22 protein-coding genes are annotated in these 19,250 nt (G+C 68.4%); 14 read left to right on the forward strand and 8 right to left on the reverse strand.

Going from position 1 to position 19,250, the window contains the following annotated elements; genetic code table 11:
* Window positions 1-39: 39 nt before the first annotated feature.
* The 3 genes from AB4Y94_RS01235 to AB4Y94_RS01245 form a co-directional block, all read right to left on the reverse strand.
* Window positions 40-813 carry a glycosyltransferase family 2 protein gene (locus AB4Y94_RS01235; RefSeq protein ID WP_441723949.1) on the reverse strand — a complete coding sequence of 258 codons (774 nt, stop codon included), beginning with the start codon at window positions 811-813 and terminating at the stop codon, window positions 40-42.
* A gap of 61 nt (window positions 814-874) precedes the next feature.
* Window positions 875-1,750, reverse strand: coding sequence for a fumarylacetoacetate hydrolase family protein (locus tag AB4Y94_RS01240; protein WP_441723951.1), 876 nt, complete (start codon window positions 1,748-1,750; stop codon window positions 875-877).
* A gap of 30 nt (window positions 1,751-1,780) precedes the next feature.
* Window positions 1,781-3,379 (reverse strand): AlkA N-terminal domain-containing protein, encoded by a 1,599-nt coding sequence (locus AB4Y94_RS01245; protein WP_441724087.1) that lies wholly within the window; start codon window positions 3,377-3,379, stop codon window positions 1,781-1,783.
* 187 nt (window positions 3,380-3,566) lie between these two features.
* Here AB4Y94_RS01245 and gdhA point away from each other — a divergent pair, with 187 nt between their 5' ends.
* From gdhA to AB4Y94_RS01270, 5 genes are all read left to right on the forward strand, one after another.
* Entirely contained in the window at window positions 3,567-4,928 is a 1,362-nt protein-coding gene (gdhA, locus tag AB4Y94_RS01250) for an NADP-specific glutamate dehydrogenase (RefSeq protein WP_441723953.1), read from the forward strand.
* 4 nt (window positions 4,929-4,932) lie between these two features.
* Window positions 4,933-6,327: an FAD-binding oxidoreductase gene (locus AB4Y94_RS01255; RefSeq protein ID WP_441723955.1), complete on the forward strand. Its 1,395-nt coding sequence runs from the start codon at window positions 4,933-4,935 to the stop codon at window positions 6,325-6,327.
* A 142-nt stretch (window positions 6,328-6,469) separates the two neighbouring features.
* Window positions 6,470-7,660 (forward strand): PrsW family intramembrane metalloprotease, encoded by a 1,191-nt coding sequence (locus tag AB4Y94_RS01260; RefSeq protein WP_441723957.1) that lies wholly within the window; start codon window positions 6,470-6,472, stop codon window positions 7,658-7,660.
* Window positions 7,661-7,858: 198 nt separating this feature from the next.
* On the forward strand, window positions 7,859-8,230 hold the full coding sequence (locus AB4Y94_RS01265) for an FKBP-type peptidyl-prolyl cis-trans isomerase (protein ID WP_441723959.1): 372 nt from the start codon (window positions 7,859-7,861) through the stop codon (window positions 8,228-8,230).
* Between the two features lie 143 nt (window positions 8,231-8,373).
* Window positions 8,374-8,817 (forward strand): hypothetical protein, encoded by a 444-nt coding sequence (locus AB4Y94_RS01270; RefSeq protein WP_441724089.1) that lies wholly within the window; start codon window positions 8,374-8,376, stop codon window positions 8,815-8,817.
* Here AB4Y94_RS01270 and AB4Y94_RS01275 read toward each other — a convergent pair.
* Both AB4Y94_RS01275 and AB4Y94_RS01280 read right to left on the reverse strand, forming a co-directional pair.
* Window positions 8,814-9,236: a pyridoxamine 5'-phosphate oxidase family protein gene (locus AB4Y94_RS01275; protein WP_441723961.1), complete on the reverse strand. Its 423-nt coding sequence runs from the start codon at window positions 9,234-9,236 to the stop codon at window positions 8,814-8,816. The genes AB4Y94_RS01270 and AB4Y94_RS01275 overlap by 4 nt on opposite strands.
* A gap of 107 nt (window positions 9,237-9,343) precedes the next feature.
* On the reverse strand, window positions 9,344-9,907 hold the full coding sequence (locus AB4Y94_RS01280; protein WP_441723963.1) for an NADPH-dependent FMN reductase: 564 nt from the start codon (window positions 9,905-9,907) through the stop codon (window positions 9,344-9,346).
* Between the two features lie 145 nt (window positions 9,908-10,052).
* Here AB4Y94_RS01280 and AB4Y94_RS01285 point away from each other — a divergent pair, with 145 nt between their 5' ends.
* Window positions 10,053-11,102: an LLM class flavin-dependent oxidoreductase gene (locus AB4Y94_RS01285; RefSeq protein WP_441723965.1), complete on the forward strand. Its 1,050-nt coding sequence runs from the start codon at window positions 10,053-10,055 to the stop codon at window positions 11,100-11,102.
* A 28-nt stretch (window positions 11,103-11,130) separates the two neighbouring features.
* Here the strand turns inward: AB4Y94_RS01285 and AB4Y94_RS01290 are convergent, their stop codons facing one another.
* Window positions 11,131-11,400 carry a protealysin inhibitor emfourin gene (locus AB4Y94_RS01290; protein WP_441723967.1) on the reverse strand — a complete coding sequence of 90 codons (270 nt, stop codon included), beginning with the start codon at window positions 11,398-11,400 and terminating at the stop codon, window positions 11,131-11,133.
* A 9-nt stretch (window positions 11,401-11,409) separates the two neighbouring features.
* Window positions 11,410-12,540, reverse strand: a complete 1,131-nt coding sequence (locus AB4Y94_RS01295; RefSeq protein WP_441723969.1) for a M4 family metallopeptidase — start codon at window positions 12,538-12,540, stop codon at window positions 11,410-11,412.
* Window positions 12,541-12,840: 300 nt separating this feature from the next.
* Here AB4Y94_RS01295 and AB4Y94_RS01300 point away from each other — a divergent pair, with 300 nt between their 5' ends.
* The 8 genes from AB4Y94_RS01300 (at window position 12,841) to AB4Y94_RS01335 (ending at window position 18,563) form a co-directional block, all read left to right on the forward strand.
* The gene (locus AB4Y94_RS01300) at window positions 12,841-13,752 is read left to right on the forward strand and encodes an LLM class flavin-dependent oxidoreductase (protein ID WP_441723971.1); all 912 of its coding nucleotides are present in this window, start codon (window positions 12,841-12,843) and stop codon (window positions 13,750-13,752) included.
* On the forward strand, window positions 13,749-14,201 hold the full coding sequence (locus tag AB4Y94_RS01305; RefSeq protein WP_441723973.1) for a PaaI family thioesterase: 453 nt from the start codon (window positions 13,749-13,751) through the stop codon (window positions 14,199-14,201). The genes AB4Y94_RS01300 and AB4Y94_RS01305 overlap by 4 nt, the downstream gene beginning before the upstream one ends.
* 60 nt (window positions 14,202-14,261) lie before the next feature.
* Window positions 14,262-15,119: a class II fructose-bisphosphate aldolase gene (locus AB4Y94_RS01310; protein ID WP_441723975.1), complete on the forward strand. Its 858-nt coding sequence runs from the start codon at window positions 14,262-14,264 to the stop codon at window positions 15,117-15,119.
* A gap of 3 nt (window positions 15,120-15,122) precedes the next feature.
* Complete coding sequence (locus tag AB4Y94_RS01315) at window positions 15,123-15,947, forward strand: HAD-IA family hydrolase (RefSeq protein WP_441723977.1); 825 nt, start codon at window positions 15,123-15,125, stop codon at window positions 15,945-15,947.
* Window positions 15,944-16,585, forward strand: a complete 642-nt coding sequence (gene dhaL / locus AB4Y94_RS01320; RefSeq protein ID WP_441723979.1) for a dihydroxyacetone kinase subunit DhaL — start codon at window positions 15,944-15,946, stop codon at window positions 16,583-16,585. The genes AB4Y94_RS01315 and dhaL overlap by 4 nt, the downstream gene beginning before the upstream one ends.
* A 46-nt stretch (window positions 16,586-16,631) precedes the next feature.
* Window positions 16,632-17,627, forward strand: a complete 996-nt coding sequence (dhaK, locus tag AB4Y94_RS01325) for a dihydroxyacetone kinase subunit DhaK (RefSeq protein WP_441723981.1) — start codon at window positions 16,632-16,634, stop codon at window positions 17,625-17,627.
* Window positions 17,628-17,730: 103 nt separating this feature from the next.
* Window positions 17,731-18,078 carry an ArsR/SmtB family transcription factor gene (locus tag AB4Y94_RS01330; RefSeq protein WP_441723983.1) on the forward strand — a complete coding sequence of 116 codons (348 nt, stop codon included), beginning with the start codon at window positions 17,731-17,733 and terminating at the stop codon, window positions 18,076-18,078.
* The gene (locus AB4Y94_RS01335; RefSeq protein ID WP_441723985.1) at window positions 18,075-18,563 is read left to right on the forward strand and encodes an SRPBCC family protein; all 489 of its coding nucleotides are present in this window, start codon (window positions 18,075-18,077) and stop codon (window positions 18,561-18,563) included. The genes AB4Y94_RS01330 and AB4Y94_RS01335 overlap by 4 nt, the downstream gene beginning before the upstream one ends.
* Here AB4Y94_RS01335 and AB4Y94_RS01340 read toward each other — a convergent pair.
* Window positions 18,518-19,249 (reverse strand): DUF998 domain-containing protein, encoded by a 732-nt coding sequence (locus AB4Y94_RS01340; RefSeq protein ID WP_441723987.1) that lies wholly within the window; start codon window positions 19,247-19,249, stop codon window positions 18,518-18,520. The genes AB4Y94_RS01335 and AB4Y94_RS01340 overlap by 46 nt on opposite strands.
* Window position 19,250: the final 1 nt, after the last annotated feature.

The raw sequence follows: 19,250 nt of genomic DNA on the forward strand, positions 1-19,250 counted from the left end.
GGCCGTGCCTGCGGCGTACCACCGCGGACTCGGTTTTGCTCAGGCGGCCGAACCGGGGGGACTGTCCGCGCCCACCGCGGCATCCGCTCGGCTCGCCCGCGCCTCGGCACGCATCCGCCAGGGGCTGAACTCCGGCAGATGCAGCGCCAGGGTGCGCCACGCCCAGCGCAGCCGGCGGGCGAACCCCGCCCAGCTGTCGAACGGTCGCGCCGAGATCCCCACCCGCAGTGTGGGCTCGTAGGCGACGACGGCGCAGGGTGGAAGGTGGAAGCTGAGGTCGAGGTCGTCGTGCACGTCGTCACGTGTCCGGTGCACCCGCCCGGCCACCTCCTGCCACAGCGTGCGGCGCATCGCGAAGTTCGAACCGAACAGCGGCGGGTGCGCCAGCCACAGCCCGATCGCCCAGAAGTAGCCGCGGATGTAGAGCGTCTCACCGAGCACCGAGGTGAGCGGGCCGGCATCGTAGAAGGCCCCCGGGCCGGTGATCGCGTCGAGGCCGGGCGAGACGGTGAACGCGGCGTCGAGGTGCGCCACCCAGTCTGTCGGGGGCACGGAGTCCGCGTCGAGCCGGGCGATGATGTCGCAGGACGCCGCGTCGTATCCCGCGGCAGCGGCCGGCCAGATGCCGCGGACCGGCTCCGAGACCACACGGGCGCCGGCGGCGTGGGCGACGGATGCCGTGGCATCCGTCGACGCGTTGTCGACGACGATGATCTCGTCGGCGGGGCGCAGCTGCCCGGCGAGTGCGGTGAGCGCGGCCTCGAGCATCACCGCGTCGTTGTAGGAGGGAATCACCACCGATATCGAGGTCACCGGGGCGCTACCTCCTCGCCGCTCTGTCGGGGTGATACTACGCCCGCGTGAGGGCTGCGGCTCAGATCTCCCGGCAGTGGTTGGTGAGCATGCCGATCTTGTCGATCGAGACGGTCACCGTCGCACCGTCGCGCAGGAACACCGGCGGTTTGCGGCTGTAGCCGGCACCACCCGGGCTGCCGGTTGAAATCAGGGTGCCGGGGAACAGCGTCGACGTCTTCGACAGGTAGGAAATGATCTCCGCAACCGTGCGCACCATGTCGCCGCTGGACGCGTCCTGCAACAGCCGGCCGTCGACGTGGGTGGTCAGCCAGACGTCCTGCGGGTCGCCGATCTCGTCGGCGGTGACGACCACCGGGCCGGTGGGGGTGAAACCGTCGAACGATTTGCACCGCGACCACTGCGCCTCGGAGAACTGCAGGTTGCGGGCGGTGATGTCGTTCACCACGGTGTAGCCGAAGACGTAGTCCAGGGCGTCGTGCACCGACACGTTCCGGGCCGGGCGACCGATGATGACGCCGAGTTCGGCCTCGTAGTCGACCTCCTGGCTGAGGTCGCTCGGCCAGGTCACGGTCGAGCCGTGGCCGGTGAGCGAATTCGGCCAGAGAGAGAAGATCGTCGCGGCCGTTTCGGAGCGAAGCTTCAGCTCAGAGGAGTGAGCGGCGTAGTTGGCGCCGATCGCGATGACCTGCGGCGGCCGGAGCACGGCCGACGAGTGCCGGAGCTGGTCGATCGGCGTGAGGCTTGCCCCGCCGGACACCGCGTTCTGGCTGAGGGCCCGCACCCGGTCGAACTCGGCCTCGCCCTTTTCGAGCAGGTCCTGCAGGTCACGCGGCGCATCGTCCATCACCTCGTCGAGGAACAACGCGCCGTCACCGAGAGTGATGGCGAGACGGGGAACGGATTGGCCTTCAACTCTGAGGTGCGCGAACTTCACCTGTCTAGGTTATCGGCCTCGCCGGCCTTTCTATTGTGCGGCTACGACAACGGGCGCGGCATCTGATTGGAGGAAAGCGACGGGTGTGCCCGCCGCGCGCCAGAGGTGCATGCCGGCGTAACTCCGCCACGGCGCCCACCCCGCGCCGCGCGCGGCGAGCGCCCTGGCCTCGGCCGGCAACCCGAGGCGCCCTGCGCCTTGCCGCAGCGCCAGGTCGCTGGTGAGCAGGATGTCCGGGCTTCCCAGCACGCGCATCGCCACGTATCCGGCGGTCCAGGGCCCAATGCCCGGCATGGCGGTGAGCCGGGACTCGAGTTCATGGCGAGTCTCGCCCACATCGAGAACCAGCTCGCCGGAGGCGAGCGCCTCGGCCACCCCGATGATCGCGTTGATCCGCGCCATCGGTCCGCGCAAGACGTCCCGTCCGTGGGCGGCGATCCGTTCCGCGGTGGGGAACAGCCGCCGAAGCGGGTCCGATTCGGCCGCCCCGGGTAATTCGTCGCCGAACGCGGCGGCGAGGCGGGTGAGCGCCGTGCGGGCCGCCGCCACCGAGACCTGCTGCCCGATCAGTGCACGGAACAGCGTCTCCTCCGGGTCGATGCTCCCCGGCACTCGGATCCCGGGTGTCGCCGTGACGGATGCCGCGAGGCCGGCGTCCGACGCGAGGGCCGAGTCGATCGCCTGGGCGTCGGCGTCGAGGTCGAGCAGCCGCCGCACCCGGCTCACCAGCGGCGCCAGGTCGGCGAGAGTGCTGAGGCGGGCGTCGCAGGTGATCGTGGGGGCGGCATCCGTTCCCGACAGGTGCAGATCGACGGTGGCGAACCCGTTCGGCAGTCGGATGGTTCTGGCGTAGGAATCCGGCGCCCGGGTCTCGACCCCGGCGAGTGCGCGGGTGCCGAGGAAACCGAGCACGCCCCGGCCGTCGAACGGCGCGCGCGCCGGGAGCCGGAGGCTGATGCTGGTCAACCCCGGTTCCTCCGGTTCGCCCGTGCGGGCAAAGTGCCGCCCACGGCTCGCCGACCCGGCAATGTGCCCGCACTCGTGCAACGAATCGGAAGCGGGGGCGGGCGAGGTGGGCGAGGGCGAAGGGGAGGGAGCGCGCCGGACGGTGTGCCGCAGCTCGGACGGAGTGCGCTCGTACACGGCGGCGATCGTGTCGTTGAACTGGCGCACGCTGCCGAATCCCGCCGCGAACGCCACATCCGCAACCGGCAGCTCCGTGTTGACCAGCAGCATCCGTGCCGTCTGGGCCCGATGGGCCCTGGCCAGGGCGAGCGGGCCCGCGCCGAGTTCGGAGACCAGCACGCGGGTGAGATGGCGCGGCGTGTAACCGAGGCGACGCGCGAGCCCTGGGACGCCCTCCCGCTCCACCGTCCCGTCGCCGATCAGCCGCATCGCCCGGGCTGCGAGATCATCTCGGATGTTCCACTCCGGCGACCCGGGAACGGCGTCGGGCAGGCACCGCTTGCAGGCCCGCAGGCCGGCCTCATGCGCCGCGGCAGCGGTGAGGTAGAACGACACGTTCGCCGGCTTCGGTGTGGCCGCCGGGCAACTCGGCCGGCAGTAGATGCCGGTGGAGTGCACACCAGTGATGAACTGGCCGTCGAAGCGGGCATCCCTGGACGACATCGCCAGGTAGCGCTGGGCGAAGGCAGGGTCGGAGAGATCCGCGCGGCGCGGCGGCGCGGTCACGGTGTGGGCGGGTGTGGAGGTCACCCCCTCAGCCTGTCACGAGCCGATGCAGTCCGGTAGCGGAAATCGGACATCACCGGAGTTGTAAGGTGGAACTTCATGACTTTTGAGGAAGAGCCGATACATGACCGATCTTGACGCCTCCATCCAGCCCATTTTCGATGAGATCCTGCAGCGGAACGCGGGGGAGACGGAATTCCACCAGGCTGCCCGTGAGGTGTTCGAATCGCTGGGCCGCGTCGTGGACCGGCACCCGCAGTACGCGGAGGGTTCGGTGTTGCGCCGTTTGTGCGAACCGGAGCGGCAGATCATCTTCCGGGTGCCGTGGATGGACGACGCCAACCGGGTGCAGATCAACCGCGGTTTCCGGGTCGAGTTCAACTCCGCCCTCGGCCCGTACAAGGGCGGCCTGCGCTTCCACCCGTCGGTGACGCTCGGCACCGTGAAATTCCTCGGCTTCGAGCAGACGTTCAAGAACGCGCTCACGGGCATGCCGATCGGCGGCGGCAAGGGCGGCAGCGATTTCGACCCCAAGGGCAAGTCGGAGGGCGAGGTGATGCGCTTCTGCCAGTCGTTCATGACCGAGCTGTACCGCCACATCGGCGAGTACCGCGACGTGCCTGCCGGCGATATGGGCGTCGGCGGCCGCGAGATCGGCTACCTCTTCGGCCAGTACAAGCGCATCACCAACCGGTTCGAATCCGGCGTGCTCACCGGCAAGGGCGTCGGCTGGGGCGGGTCGCGCGCCCGCACCGAGGCGACCGGCTACGGCGCCGTGTTCTTCACCGAGCAGATGCTCGCCACCCGCGACGCAAGCTTCGACGGGGCCCGGGTGTTGGTCTCCGGTTCCGGCAACGTCGCAATCTACGCGATCGAGAAGGTGCACCAGCTCGGCGGAACCGTCGTCGCCTGCTCCGACTCGTCCGGGGTCGTCTACGACCCGGACGGAATCGACCTCGCCCTGCTCCAGGACGTGAAGGAGGTGCGCCGGGGACGCCTCTCCGAGTACGCCGAATTGCGCGGCGGCTCCGCCGAGTACCGCGCCGGCGGCAACATCTGGTCGCTGGCCGCTGAAACCCGCATCGACGTTGCGCTGCCGTGCGCGACGCAGAATGAGTTGAACGAAGCGGATGCCGTCATCCTCGCCGCCAACGGCGTCCGCGCCGTCGCCGAGGGTGCGAACATGCCGTGCACCCCGGACGCGGTTCGCGTCTTCACCGAGGCATCCGTTCTGTTCGCACCGGGCAAGGCGGCCAACGCCGGCGGCGTCGCCACGTCGGCGCTGGAGATGCAGCAGAACGCGTCGCGCGACTCGTGGAGCTTCGAACACACGGAGGCCCGGCTGGCCGAGATCATGGTCGGTATCCACGAGTCCTGCGCCACGACGGCGGACGAGTACGGCGAGCCGGGGAACTATGTGCTGGGTGCGAACATCTCCGGATTCACCCGCGTTGCCGACGCGATGCTGGCGCAGGGTGTCATCTAGCGCCATGAGCACACTCTCTCGCCTCACGGATGAGCTCGGCGATGCGGTCAGCACCGACCGGGCCGAGCTGTCGGCAAGCCGAATCGACAAGTCGGGCTGGGTCGCCGACGGGATGCCGCTGGCGATCGTGCACGCCACCACGGTCGAGCAGGTGCAGGCGACGCTTCGCATCGCGAGCGACACCCGCACCCCGGTGGTCACGCGGGGAGCCGGCACCGGCCTCGCCGGGGGAGCCTGCGGAAGCGAGGGGACGATCGTGCTCAGCCTGGCCGGCATGAACCGCATCCTCGAGATTCGGCCAGAGGACGAACTCGCCGTCGTCGAACCCGGCCTCATCAACCAGGATCTGAACGACGCGCTCGCCGCGTATGGACTGTGGTTCGCGCCAGACCCGGCCAGCAAGGCCATCTCATCCGTCGGCGGGAACATCGCCACCAACGCCGGCGGGCTGTTGTGCGCGAAGTATGGGGTGACCCGTGAAGCGGTGCTCGGGCTCAAAGTCGTGCTCGCCGACGGCCGCCTGCTCGAGACCGGCCACCGGACCGTGAAAGGGGTCACCGGCTACGACCTCACCGCGCTCCTCACCGGGTCGGAGGGAACCCTCGGCGTGATCGTCGAGGCCACCGTGCGCGCCCGGGCCGTCACGCCGGGCGACGTGGTCACGATCGGCGCGGTGTTCGCGGATGTCGCATCCGCTGCCGCCGCGTCCGCCGCGATCACCGCGGCGAAGCTCCGTCCTGCGGTGATGGAGCTGATCGACGAACCGTCGCTGGCCATCATCGCCGACTACCTCGGCCCGGAGGGCACAGCGGGCCTGCCTCTCCGGGGAGGGTCATTCCTGTTGCTGCAGACCGACGGGCCGGCCGCGGCCGCCGAGGCCGAGGCATCCGTCGCTGTGCTGCGTGCCGCCGGCGGCGACGTGCAGGTGTCCGCGGATGCCGCGTCGGGGGAGCGGCTGCTCGCGATCCGGCGGGCGTTCCACCCGGCGCTCGCGGCGCGCGGCGAGGTGCTGATCGAGGACGTCTCGGTGCCACGCTCGCGGATGGCGGAGATGTTCGACGCGATCACCGCGATCAGCGTGCGTACCGGGATCCCGATCCCGACCGTCGCGCACGCCGGCGACGGCAACCTGCACCCCAACTTCGTGATCCCGGTCGACGCGGATCGCGCGGTCGACGCGCCGATCGTGCCGGAGGCGGTGTGGGTGGCCGCCGACGAACTGTTCCGGGCCGCGCTCGCGCTCGGCGGCACGCTCACCGGCGAGCACGGGGTGGGCGTGCTCAAGCGCCGCTGGCTGGCCGAGGAGCTCGGCGAGACCAGCTTCGACCTGCAACGGCAGCTGAAGGCGGTCTTCGACCCCCACGGCATCCTGAACCCCGGCGTCATGTTCGCCTCCTGACCCTGCGCCCCGGCCCCCTGCCCCCTCCCCCCTCCCCCTGCCCCCGTTCCGCGAAAACGCACTTGTTGGGTTTATGAGGCTCGGATAACCCCAACAAGTGCGTTTTCGCGGAGGGGGGAGGGAGGGTGGGTAACCTGTGAGCATGAGTGACAACGGCGGGCACTATCTGCACCCCGCGCCCCATCCGGTACAACCGGTCTGGACCGGGGAGGTGCGACAGTCCCGCGCCGGCCCGATCGTGCTCGCGATCGCCGGGATCCTCATCGGGGGTATCGCCCTGCTGGTGGTGTTCGTGTACCTGGCGTCGTTCCTCGGAACCGGCGGCCTGCTGTTGAGCCTCGCGTTCGCCCTGATCCCGTTGGCCGCCGTGCTGTGGGCGGTGCGCTGGATCGACCGGTGGGACCCGGAGCCGCGCCCCGCACTCTGGTTCGCGTTCCTTTGGGGTGCCGGCGTCGCCATCGTGACCGCCCTGCTCTTCGACCTGGGCGTGCAACTGGCTATTCTCGCCGCCACCGGGGGCGCACCCGGCCAGGATGGCGCAGGCAGGAATGACTTCCTCGCCGCCGTCGTGCAGGCGCCGATCGTCGAGGAGAGCGCGAAGGGCTTCGGCATCCTGCTGTTGTTCTGGGGCATGCGCAAGCATTTCGACGGCCCGGTCGACGGAGTCGTGTTCGCCGCCACCATCGCGGCCGGCTTCGCGTTCACGGAGAACATCCAGTACTTCGGGGTGGCGCTGGCCGAGGGCGGTTTCGGCTCGCTGGGACTGACATTCGTGGTCCGCGGCCTGTTCTCGCCGTTCGCCCACGTGATGTTCACGGCCTGCACCGGCCTCGCCCTGGGACTCGCCGCCGGGCGCACCGGCCCGATCGGGGCGATCGGCTACTACCTGGCCGGCCTGGTGCCCGCGGTCCTGCTGCACGCGCTGTGGAACGGGGCGTTCACGCTGTTCGCCGCCGACACGTCGCTGATCGCCTACTACCTGCTGGTGCAGGTGCCACTGTTCATCGCCGCGATCGTGGTGGTGGTCCTGCTCCGCCGCCAGGAAGTGCGGGTCACCGGCCAGCGCCTCGGCGACTATGCCGCAGCGGGCTGGTTCACACCGGCCGAAGTCGCCATGCTCGCCACCCCGGCAGGTCGGCGTCAGGCGCGGGCGTGGGCGGCCAAGCAGCCGCCAGCCACACGGGCGGCGATGCGCCGGTTCATCACGGATGCCACCCGCCTCGCCTTCGCGCGGAACCGCCTGGTCAACGGGTCAGCGCGCCAGGTCAGCCGCGCCGATGAATCGGCGCTGCTCGGACGCGTTCTCGCGGACCGCGCCGCCGTACTGGGCTGAACGGGCACGGCTGACCGGCACATCCGCTGGATGCCGGCGCCGGACACAAGGAGAACTCGTTGCCCGGTGGTGTGACACTGTCTACAACTCTCCGCGGGTCAACGAGTTCATCTGTCATTAAGACTGCACCGCGGACGCTGATAGTGCAAGAGGATTCCTGAATGTGCACTCGAGCACTTATTCCGGTTGGATAGGGGGATGACTGATCTGAATGCAAAGCCAGAACTCGATTTTCCCGAGGGCCCCGCGCCCGAGGACCTGGAAATCACCGACATCGTCGTGGGCGACGGCGCTGAGGCAACCAAGGGCGCGACGGTTGACGTGCACTACCTCGGGGTCGAGTACGACACCGGCGAGGAATTCGACTCCTCATGGAACCGCGGCCAGTCGATCAACTTCCCGCTCGGCTCCCTGATCGCCGGCTGGCAGGTCGGCATTCCCGGAATGAAGGTCGGCGGTCGCCGCAAGCTCGTCGTGCCGCCGCACCAGGCGTACGGCCCGGCCGGGTCCGGCCACCGCCTTTCCGGCAAGACGCTCATCTTCGTGATCGACCTGCTCGGCGTGAGCTAACGCGCGACTCGCACCCGCACCACCCGCGGCGTGGCCCGGGACCGGCTCCCCGTGTTCCTGGCCACGCCGTCGTGCGCGGTGGCGTCACCTCGCGAATCCCGCGGCCCCTGTTCCATCACGGCCGCAGGTGGGGATAATGAGTGATGATCTCCACCGAACTGGCTCGTGCGCTGCAGACCGCCGGCCTCCGCTGGAAGCCGGTCTCGGGTGACTTCTTCCGAATCGACCGCCCTGACCTGGAGGGCGACCTGTTCACGGTCAGCGACATGACCATTGAGCCGCACGAATTCGACACCGGCACCATCCTCGGCTTCAATGGCACCACGGAATGGGCGCTCGACTCCCTCGCCCTGGAGGATGCGCTCTGGTTGCCCCGGGAGGACCAGCTCCGCGAGCTGCTGCGCGGCACGTTCCGCGGGCTCTGGCGGGAAGGGGCCGGCTACCGGGTCGATGCGGAGATCGCCGGGCTCGACGACTACTTCTGCGCGAATGACCCTGCTGACGCGTACGCCATGGCGCTCCTGGCACTCATCGAACACTCGGCGGCGCCCGCACCCGCACCGCAACTGAGCACTGACGAAGACTAGTACCGGCTTGGTTCCGGCCCGAGGGGGAAGCGCCGGCCGCTGACCTCCTGGGGGGTGACCTCGACGTAGATGTACTTGAGTGTCGGGATCAAAGGGCGCAGCGGAAGCTCGTCGGCGGCGTCGATCTCCGACCGTTTCTCGAGGATGCGTGCGGTTCCTTTCGCCACGACGCTCCACGCCTCGTCGCGCCCCACGCCGTCGGTCTCCACGGCCACGTTGCTGTTGACCGTGAGCTCAAGCAGCTTCGTACCCTCAGCGGTGCGGAAGACCAGCCGGCGATCGACGGCGACGAAGTTCACCGGGAAGATGTCCGGTCTCCCGCCGACGCTCACCGCGATCCGGCCCAGACTGGCGGAGAGCAGCAGCTCCCAGCATTGCTCCTCATTGAGGATTTCAATCGCGTTCGCGTCGTAGTCCATCCATCATGGTCCCACTTCGCCGCCGTGAGGGCCAGCCTTCGGAACACGGAACACCCCGGCAGCACACTGCTGCCGGGGTGTCCGGATGAAGGCTGCGCCGGGTATGCCTACGCGGCTGCCGCGCCCAGGTTGCGCTCGATGTGTGCGGCGAAGGCCGCCATGAAGCTGGTGAGGAACTCGGCGGTTCCTTCGTTCGTCACTTCGCCATCGTCGGTGATCAGGCCCTCGGAGAACTGGATGTAGCCCTCCGGCTGCCCCATCGACGGCGCGTTGAGGAAGTCGAGGATGTTCTTCAGGTGTTGCTGTCCCACGGCCGAGGACAGGCCGCCGGGGGAGGTTCCGATCGTCGCGGCAGGCTTTTCGTTGAAGGAGTTGGTTCCCCAGGGGCGACTCGCCCAGTCGATTGCGTTCTTCAACGCACCCGGGATCGAGCGGTTGTACTCGGGGGTGACGAAGAGTACGGCGTCGATGGCGGCGATGTCGTTCTTGAGCGCCTGGGCGACAGCGGGGTATGCCCCATCGAGCTCGTAGTCGTATGCCGGCAGCTCCGAGTACCCGATCTCGATGAGCTCGAGGTTGCCCGGGGCGACGCGCACGAGCGCCTTGGCCAGCTTGCGGTTGATGGAGTTGGCTGCCTGGCTGCCAACGAAATACCCGACCTTGTACGTCATAGAGTTCCTCTTCTTGATGCCTGCGGTAACGCGGTGAAACGCGATCGTGACAATCACGCCACGATATAGATGCAAACGCATGGATACGTCCGCCTATTCCCGGTTGGACGGAATACCCCCGCGCGGATCGCCGTTGCCCCCAGGGATGACTACGCCACTCGCCCTTTCCGTGCTCGACCTCATTCCCGTCCGCAGCAACCAGACGTCGGCAGACGCGGTCGCGGCATCCGTTGCCCTGGCGAAGCGGGCGGACGAGCTCGGCTACCGGCGCTACTGGGTGGCCGAGCACCACAACATGGCGTCGGTGGCGTCGACGAACCCGCCGGTGCTGATCGGAATCCTCGCGGCGAGCACCGGCCGGATCCGTGTCGGGTCAGGCGGCGTGATGCTCCCCAACCACTCGCCGCTCGTGGTCGCCGAGCAGTTCGCGATCCTTGAAGCCGCGTTCCCCGGCCGCATCGACCTCGGGATCGGCCGGGCACCGGGCAGCGACCCGGTGATCACCTCTTTCCTGCGGTCCAGCGGGGCCGTCAGCGAGGTCGACGCCTTCCCGAACAACGTGCAGGACATTGCAGCGCTGCTGCACCCCGACGGTGCCGCACTGCGACTCACCTCCGGCCAGGAGTACGGGCTGCACGCCACCCCGCGCGCTGCCAGCACGGCTGAACTGTGGCTGCTGGGTTCGAGCGACTACTCGGCGAATTTGGCCGCGAAACTCGGCCTGCCCTATGTCTTCGCCCACCATTTCTCCGGCGACAGCACCAACCACGCGCTCGAGCGGTACCGCACGAATTTCAAACCGTCCGACGCCGGCCCCGCCCCGCGCACGTTCCTCACGCTCAACGTATCGGTCGCGGAGACCGCCGAGGAGGCGCACGCCCTGGCGCTTCCGCAACTCCACAGCATGGCCAGGCTCCGCACCGGGCAACCCATGCTGCCGCTGGCAACGGTCGAGGAAGCGGCGGCGACCGAGCTCACTCCCGCGCAGGACCAGCTGGTTCGCGGCATGATCGAGCGCTGGGTCATCGGCACCCCAGCGGATGCGGCGTCCCGCATTCGCGCCCTCGCCGACGCCGTCGACGTCGACGAGGTGATGGTGGTTCCCGGCGCCTCCGCGCACACGACCGACGCACCACCCAGTGCGCCCGGCCGGGTCCGCGCGATCGAACTCCTGGCGGAGCAGCTCCTCGGCTGATCCGGGTCAGGCCTGCGGCGCGGCAGCGCTAGCGGCCCTCATTGACCGCTTTCACCCGGTCGACCAGTTCGCGCCAGGGTCCGGACACCTCTGGTTCGCCGAGTACCACCTCGTGCGGCGCGCAGCGGATGCGGTAGACGAAGCGATCCGGCTTCGGCTCGGTGTCGCCGACGTCATCCCACGGCAGCTGCTGGAGGAACTGCATCCACTGGAACGCGTCGGGCTGCTCATCGACCTGGACTTCCCAGGTGATGCGGATTCCGGCGATGCCACCGCTCCGCGAGACGATGACCTTCATGTCGTGATGCTACCCCGTGGCAGCCTCGCTGGCGACACCGCCCGTGACGCCGACCGTGGCCCATGCCTTCGTGACTGCCGTGTGTTCGGCGGAACCCGTGCCGAACAGGCTCGCCGCGGAAGCCGCCGTGGCATCGGCGAACCCGGCGAAGTCCACGTCTGCGGCCAGGGACCCACCGGTGAGGGTCTGGTACCAGATACGGCCCGGTGCGTCCCACGCATTGCCCCCGAGCGCGTCGGCCACCAGGTAGAAGGCGCGGTTCGGGATGCCGGAGTTCAGGTGCACGCCGCCATTGTCATCCTCGGTCTCCACATATCCGGACATGCTGTCCGGTTGCGGGTCCTTCCCGAGAACGTCGTCGTTGTACGCCGTTCCCGGCGCCTTCAGCGAGCGGAGCGCGGCGCCCTGCACCTGGTCGGTGAACAGCCCTTCGCCGATCAGCCAGCTCGCCTCGGCCGTGCTCTGGCCCTTCGCCCGTTGTTCCACGAGCGAGCCGAAGACATCGGAGACGGACTCGTTGAGCGCGCCGGACTGGCCCTGGTAGGTGAGGTTCGCGGTGAACTGGGTGACGCCGTGGGTCAGCTCGTGTCCGATCACGGTGAGCGAGATCGTGAACCGGTTGAAGATCTGCCCGTCGCCGTCACCGAAGACCATCCGTGCGCTGTCCCAGAACGCGTTGTCGTAGGTCTTCCCGTAGTGCACGGTGGCGTCCATCGGCATGCCCCGCCCGTCGATCGAATCACGTTCGAATTCAGCCCAGAACAGGTCATAAGTGTCGCCGAGGCCGTCGTACGCCTCGTTGACGGCAGGGTCGGCGACCGGAGGTTTGCCCTCGGCGCGGACCAGGCGACCGGGCACGGTTTCGGTGCCACCGGCATCGGAGATGCTCCGCTCGGGAGTTCCGGGTGCGGCGGCCTTCTTCGCCCTGGCCGAGGGGCGGTCCGGCGACGGATGCGCTGACTCGCGCAGGCCACGGATGGGCGTGTCGCGGAGCAGCGAGTGCCGGGCGGCCTCCGCCGCGGCGGCGAACCGGGGATCATCCAGGCGCGCGAGACGCACCAGGATGTAGGGCGGAACGATCCCGCAGCATGGGAATGCGTCGGCGGAGGAGCGGACGTCGGTGTTCGTTGTGCCTGCCATATCCAGAGTCTGCCACCGGGCACTGACATCGGAGTAGACATTGGCGGGTTGAACAGGGCGTGTCCCCCGTCCAGGGGTAGACCTGCGGGTGACATTTTCGCGTATGATTTGTATACGGCGGCGCTCACAGAGCGTTTCAGCCGCGGGCGCGATGCCTCCTCTGCCTTCTAGGGAGACGAAGGAGACACCGAAACCCGGCTTCGTCCCTGACGCGCATTCGGGTTGCGCCCAGGGACGAAGCACCCCCTCGTCGCCGGCCTGCGACGGCGGTCCCGATCGGCCCGGGCGTAACATCAGCCCATGAGATACGGGATCACCATTCTTCCGCAGGACTCGTGGCCTGAAGCCAGCCGCCGATGGCGATCGGCCGAGGAACTCGGCTTCGATCATGCCTGGACCTATGACCACTTGTCCTGGCGAACCCTCGCCGACCAGCCCTGGCACGCGACGGTGCCCACGCTGACCGCCGCGGCGATGGTCACCTCGCGGATCGGGCTCGGAACCTTCGTCTCCACACCGAACTTCCGGCATCCGGTGCCGTTCGCCAAGGAGGTCGCGACCGTCGACGACATCGCGAACGGCCGCTTCCTGTTGGGCATCGGGTCCGGCGGTACCGGCTTCGACGCGTTCGTGCTGGGCCACGCTGAGTACTCTCCGGCGCAGCGCCACGAGCGCTTCGCCGAGTTCGTGGCCGGACTCGACGTGCTCCTCCGCCATGAACCGCCGGGCGAAGCCGGCGAACCCGCCCTCAGCAACGGCATCAGCTTCACCGGCTCCTGGTTCAGCGCGGCCGGCGCCCGGATGGTGGGGAAGCCGGTGCAACAGCCGCGGGTGCCCTTCGTCATCGCGGCGAACGGTCCGAAGGGCCTCCGCCTCGTCACCGAGTTCGGGGCAGGCTGGGTGACCACGGGGAAGGACGGCGCAGTCGGCGAAGAATGGTGGAGCGCGGTCCGTTCGCTGGCCGGCCGGCTGGACGACGCGGCATCCGCTTCGGGGCGCGAGCCGGCCTCGATCGATCGCTATCTCTCACTCGACAGCGGCGGCTCGTACTCGTTGCAGAGCATCGACGCATTCGATGACGCGGTCGGGCGTGCGGCCGAACTGGGCTTCACCGATGTGATCAGCCACTGGCCGCGCGCAGACGGCGTGTACGCCGGCCGAGAGTCAGTGCTCGAGCAGGTGGGCGCCCGACTGCCCGGGGCTGAACGATGACCTCGCTCATCGACGAGGTCGGCCCTGGTCTGGCCGGTCTGGAGCAGCTCCGCGCCCTCATCGCGTCGGGGCGGCGCCCGGGCATTGCCGAGTCCCTCGACTTCACCCTCGTCGAAGCGGATGCCGGGCGTGCGGTCTTCGAGGGCACGCCCGGTCCGCACGCCTACAACCCGATCGGTTCGGTGCACGGCGGGTACGCGGCCACCCTGCTCGACAGCGCCTGCGGGTGCGCGGCGCATTCCCGGCTCGGCGCCACCCAGGGCTACACCACACTCGAGCTCAAGGTGTCGTACCACCGGGCGATCACGTCGGGGACCGGGCTGATGCGGGCCGAAGCGACGCTGGTCTCGTTCGGTCGCCGCGCCGCATTCGCCCAGGCGACTCTGACGGATGCAGCGGGTCGGGTGTACGCCACGGCCACGTCCACCCTGCTCATCTTCGAACGCTGACCCATTGTCGACGGTGACGCCTTGCCCCTAGGATGACCCCTGAATGGGGAGGTGAGCACCGTGGCTGTTTCCACTCTCAAAGACATCGTCGACCGTGCCTTCGCGGAACGCTACGGTGTGCCGGCGATCAACATCGTCAACGACCTGACACTCGAGGCCGTACTGGCCGGCGCCGTCGAGGCGCGCTCGCCGGTGATCGTGCAGACCTCGGTGAAGACCGTGAAGTCGATCGGGTCGAAGGTGTTGTTCGCGATGTGGGAGTCGATGACCGCGGGAATCGACGTACCGGTCGCGCTGCACCTCGACCACTGCCCTGACCGCGACGTGATCACCGAGTGCCTGGAACGCGGTTGGAATTCGGTCCTGTTCGACGCATCCGTTCTTCCGGTGGAGGAGAACCAGCGGCAGACCATCGAGGTGGTCGCCCAGGCGAGGCAGTTCGGGGCGCATGTCGAGGGCGAGATCGAAGCGATCACCGGGGTCGAAGACGGCCTCGGCTCGCACGAGGAGGCGGCAAGGCAGACCCTCGAGGTGTCGCTGCGGTTCATCGAGGCCACCGGCGTCGACGTGTTCGCACCGGCGATCGGCAACGCCCACGGCGTGTACAAGCGCGAGCCGGTGCTGGACTTCCAGCGGGTGACCGACATCGTCGACGCGCATCCGATCCCGATCGCGCTGCACGGCGGCAGCGGCCTGACCGATGCCCAGTTCGCCGACCTGATCGCCAGGGGCTGCGCCAAGGTGAACATCTCCACCGCACTCAAGATCACCTACATGAAGTCGAACCTTGCCTTCCTGAAAGACGCGGAGGTTAGGGACAAGTGGGATCCGCCATCGCTGTTCACGCAGGTGCGGAGCGACATCGTCGCCATGACGCGCGCCCTGGCCGAGCAGTTCGGCAGCGCGGGAAAGGCCTGACCGATGCCGGCGCTCATCTTCGACTGTGACGGGGTGCTGGCTGACACCGAACGCGACGGGCACCTGCCCGCGTTCAACCAGACCTTCCGCGAGTTCGCCGTTCCGGTGCACTGGAGCGACGCCGACTATGCCGAGAAAGTGAAGATCGGCGGCGGCAAGGAGAGGATGGCGAGCATACTCACCGCCGAACTGGCGGCAGAAATCGGGCTTCCGGACGACCCGGACGCGTGGTCTGAGAGCGTCGCAGAGTGGCACCGGCGCAAGACCCAGATCTATACCGAGGAAGTGGCGGCCGGGGTGATGCCCGCGCGGCCCGGAATCCTGCGGATTGCAACGGATGCTGCGGCGGCGGGCTGGACGCTGGCCGTCGCGTCGACGTCGGCGGAGGCATCCGTTCGCGCCGTTCTCGAGCATGCCGTGGGCGACGAACTCGCGCAGCAGTTCAGTGTGTTCGCGGGGGACATCGTGCCGAAGAAGAAGCCGGCGCCCGATATCTACCTGCACGCCCTGCGGGAGCTGGGCCGCGACGCCGGCGACGCGATCGTGATCGAGGACAGCGAGAACGGGCTGCGGGCGGCGCTCGCCGCGGGCCTCCGCACGCTGGTGACCGTGAGCAGTTACACCGCCGAGGAGGACTTCGGCGGCGCTTCGCTGGTGGTGTCATCCCTGGGCGACCCGGGGGAGTCGCCGGTCACGGTGCTCTCGAACCCACTGTCGCTGCCGGTGCCTGGCTTCGTGCGCCTCGACGACTTGAACGCGATCCTCGCCCGGCCGTTGCCCGGCCGCCCGGCCAGCGCCACGCGAGCCGATACGGAGGAGAACCGATGACCGAGTCCAGCCTGGCCGACCTCGAATTCGTCGTGCACAGCATCGCGCAGACCGCGGTGGACAACGAGAAGGAGTTCGGCGACCTGGACGCGGTCGTCGGCGACGGCGACTTCGGTTATTCCCTCGCCCGCGGTTTCGAGATCGTGCTGCAGGACTGGGACGATTTCGACCGCAGCAGCCCGTCCACGTTCCTGCAGAAGGTGGCAATGGTCATCTCCGGCCGGATCGGAGGAACCTCCGGGCCGATCTGGGGCACCGCGTTCCTGCGGGCATCCACGGCGATCCGGGACAAGGAGCGGGTCACCGGCGAGGACGCCGTTGCCATGCTACGGGCCGCCGCGGAGGGGATCATGAAGAGGGGAAACGCCGACCTCGGCGACAAGACGCTGCTCGACGCGATCGTGCCGGCGATCGACGCCCTCGCCGAAGAGGTCGGCAACGGCGCGGACGCCGCCACCGCCGTCAAGCGGATGGCCGTGGTCGCCCGGGACAGGGCAGACGCCACAACGAGCATGATCGCCAAGCGCGGTCGCGCCAGCTACACCGGTGAGCGCAGCATCGGCTCACCAGACCCGGGGGCGGTCGCCGTGGCCGTCATCCTTGAACGCCTCAGCGCCGCATGGTCGGCACGCACCTGAAAGAGACTCCTCGCAACCCGAACCGAAGGCAATGGAGCTGAAGAAAATGAAAAAGTTCGTCAACGACCCGAAGCAGTACGTTCCCGAGATGCTCACCGGAATCGCCCTCGCGAATCCCGACAGCCTGAAATACGTGCCCGCATACAACTTGATCATGCGCTCCGACGCCCCGAACCCCGACAAGGTCTCCATCGTGCAGGGCTCCGGGTCCGGTCATGAACCGGCCCACGTGATGGTCGTCGGAAGGGGCATGCTGGACGCCGCCTGTCCGGGGGACGTGTTCGCTGCTCCGCCCATGGACTACGTCTACGAGACCACCAAACTGGTCGCGTCGCCCAAGGGGGTGCTGCTCCTGGTGAACAACTACACCGGGGACAAGATGGCCTTCGAAATGGCCCAGGAGCTCAGCGAAGCTGACGGGGTCAAGGTCAAGACACTCTTCATCGACGACGATGTTGCGGTGAAGGACTCCACCTACACGGTCGGCCGCCGAGGCGTCGCCGGCAACTTCTTCGTCATGAAAGCAGTCGGCGCGGCCGCGGAAGAGGGGGCCGACCTCGACGAGGTCATCCGCATCGGCGAGAAGGTCAACGGCGTCACCCGCACCATGGGCATGGCGCTGACGTCCTGCACCCCGCCGGCGAAAGGGTCGCCGTTGTTCGAGCTCGGCGACGACGAGATGGAGATGGGCGTCGGCATCCACGGCGAACCGGGGCGGCGCCGTGCCAAGCTCGCCAGCGCCGATGAGATCGTCGACGAACTGCTTGAATCCGTGGTGAGCGACCTGCCCTACCAGTCGGGGGACCGGGTGGCCCTGATGATCAACGGACTCGGCGGCACTCCGATCAGTGAGCTGTATATTCTCTACGGGCGCGCCCACCAGCAGCTGGCCGAGCGCGGCATCACCGTCGGTCGCAGCTACGTGGGCGAATACTGCACGTCGCTCGACATGGCGGGCGCCTCGCTCACCCTCGTCAAGCTCGACGACGAAATCGAGCGGCTGCTGGCCGCGCCGGCCGAGGTGGCCGTGCGCATCTTCTGACGACGTTTCTGTCGTCGGGATCGCTGCCGCCCCTTGACGCCGAGCCGAAGGGTTCGTATCCTGATGTAACCAACCAAAAGGTTGATAAACAAAAAGGTTGATTATGCGCGAGACGCCAGACCAGGACGCACGGCTCGACCGCGCGTTTCTGGCCCTGGCGGACCCTGTCCGTCGGCAGCTGGTGGCGCGGCTGTCGCGCGGTCCGGCCACCGTGAACGAACTCGCCGAGCCGTTCGCCATGACCAAGCAGGGCGTCTCCAAGCACATCCAGGTGCTGGAGGCGGCCGGGCTCATCACCCGGACCCGCGACGGCCAGCGACGGCCCTGCCATCTCGACCCGGCCGCGCTCGAAGCCCTCACCGCATGGATCGACACCTACCGGCTCGTCGCCGAACGACAATTCCGCCGCCTCGACGCCGTGCTCGAAACCATGAAAGCAGGAGAGAAATGACCACCCATAACCCCGTCACGCTCACCGCTCAGCCTGGCGTGCCGTTCGTCGATATCGTGCGAGAGTTCGACGCTCCCGTCGCGGACGTCTTCCGTGCCTACACCGATCCGGACCTGGTTTCCCAGTGGCTCGGCCCGCGCGACCTGAAGATGGAGCTGCACGAATATGACGCCCGTACCGGCGGGGCGTACTCATACACCCACCGCGACGCCGAGGGAAATGGCTTCGGCTTCCGCGGCGTCTTCCACACCGTGGACCCGGAGCGGAGCATCGTTCAGACCTTCGAGTTCGACGGGTACCCCGGTCACATCAGCCTGGACGCCGCCAACTTCGAGGACCTGGGCGGGCGCACCCGCGTCTCCAGTCGCTCGGTCTACCAGTCGGTTGAAGACCGGGACGGCATCGTCGCCATGGGCATGGGGGACGGGCTGACGGAGGGCTACGAGCGCCTCGACGAGTTGCTTGCCTCGATACCGGCGCGCTGAACCGACGTCCGCGGGGTGCGAGCGCGCCGCACCCCGCGGGCCACGGCGAGGCCGACGATCGCCAGGCCGATCGTGATCGGATATGCCATGAACCGCTCCACCGTGCCGGGCTCAAAGCCGGAGCCGAACTGGAATATCACCGTCGCCGTCAGGGACACTGCGCCGCAGGCGAAGGCGGCCCAGCTGACTCGACTCACCGTGCGCCAGCTCCACGCGATAGCCAGCAGTGAGAGGCCGCCGGCGACGAAGAACAGCAGGGCGCCGATGAAGTGCACCGGCGAACGCAGGTCCTCCGGCACCAGCCCGACGGCCATGATGCCGATCCCCGAGAGCGCGATGAGAACGCGACTGAGAATGACCCACAACGGATGCGCACCGGCGGCACTCGACACCGGTTTCGCCGCAACCCGTAAGACGACAGTGCCCACCAGGATCGCTCCCACGAGCATCCCGACGCCGTGGAGAACGAACGACAGGTTCATGACCAGGTGCAGGGGCGAGCACACGTCTCGTCCGTTGTAGACGCCGCAGTGCAGGGCGCCGAGGTCGCTGATGTAGTTCAGCCGACGGCTGTACGGCGCCGAACCGGCCCAGGCGGCGATGGCGATCGTCTCCGCGAGAAAGAACTGCAGCACACCGACCTGTGCCCAGGCGCCGATCAGCGCGCGGCGTGATGGGGGGTGCACG

The organism is Glaciibacter sp. 2TAF33, from assembly GCF_052114945.1.
Lineage (GTDB): Bacteria > Actinomycetota > Actinomycetes > Actinomycetales > Microbacteriaceae > Cryobacterium.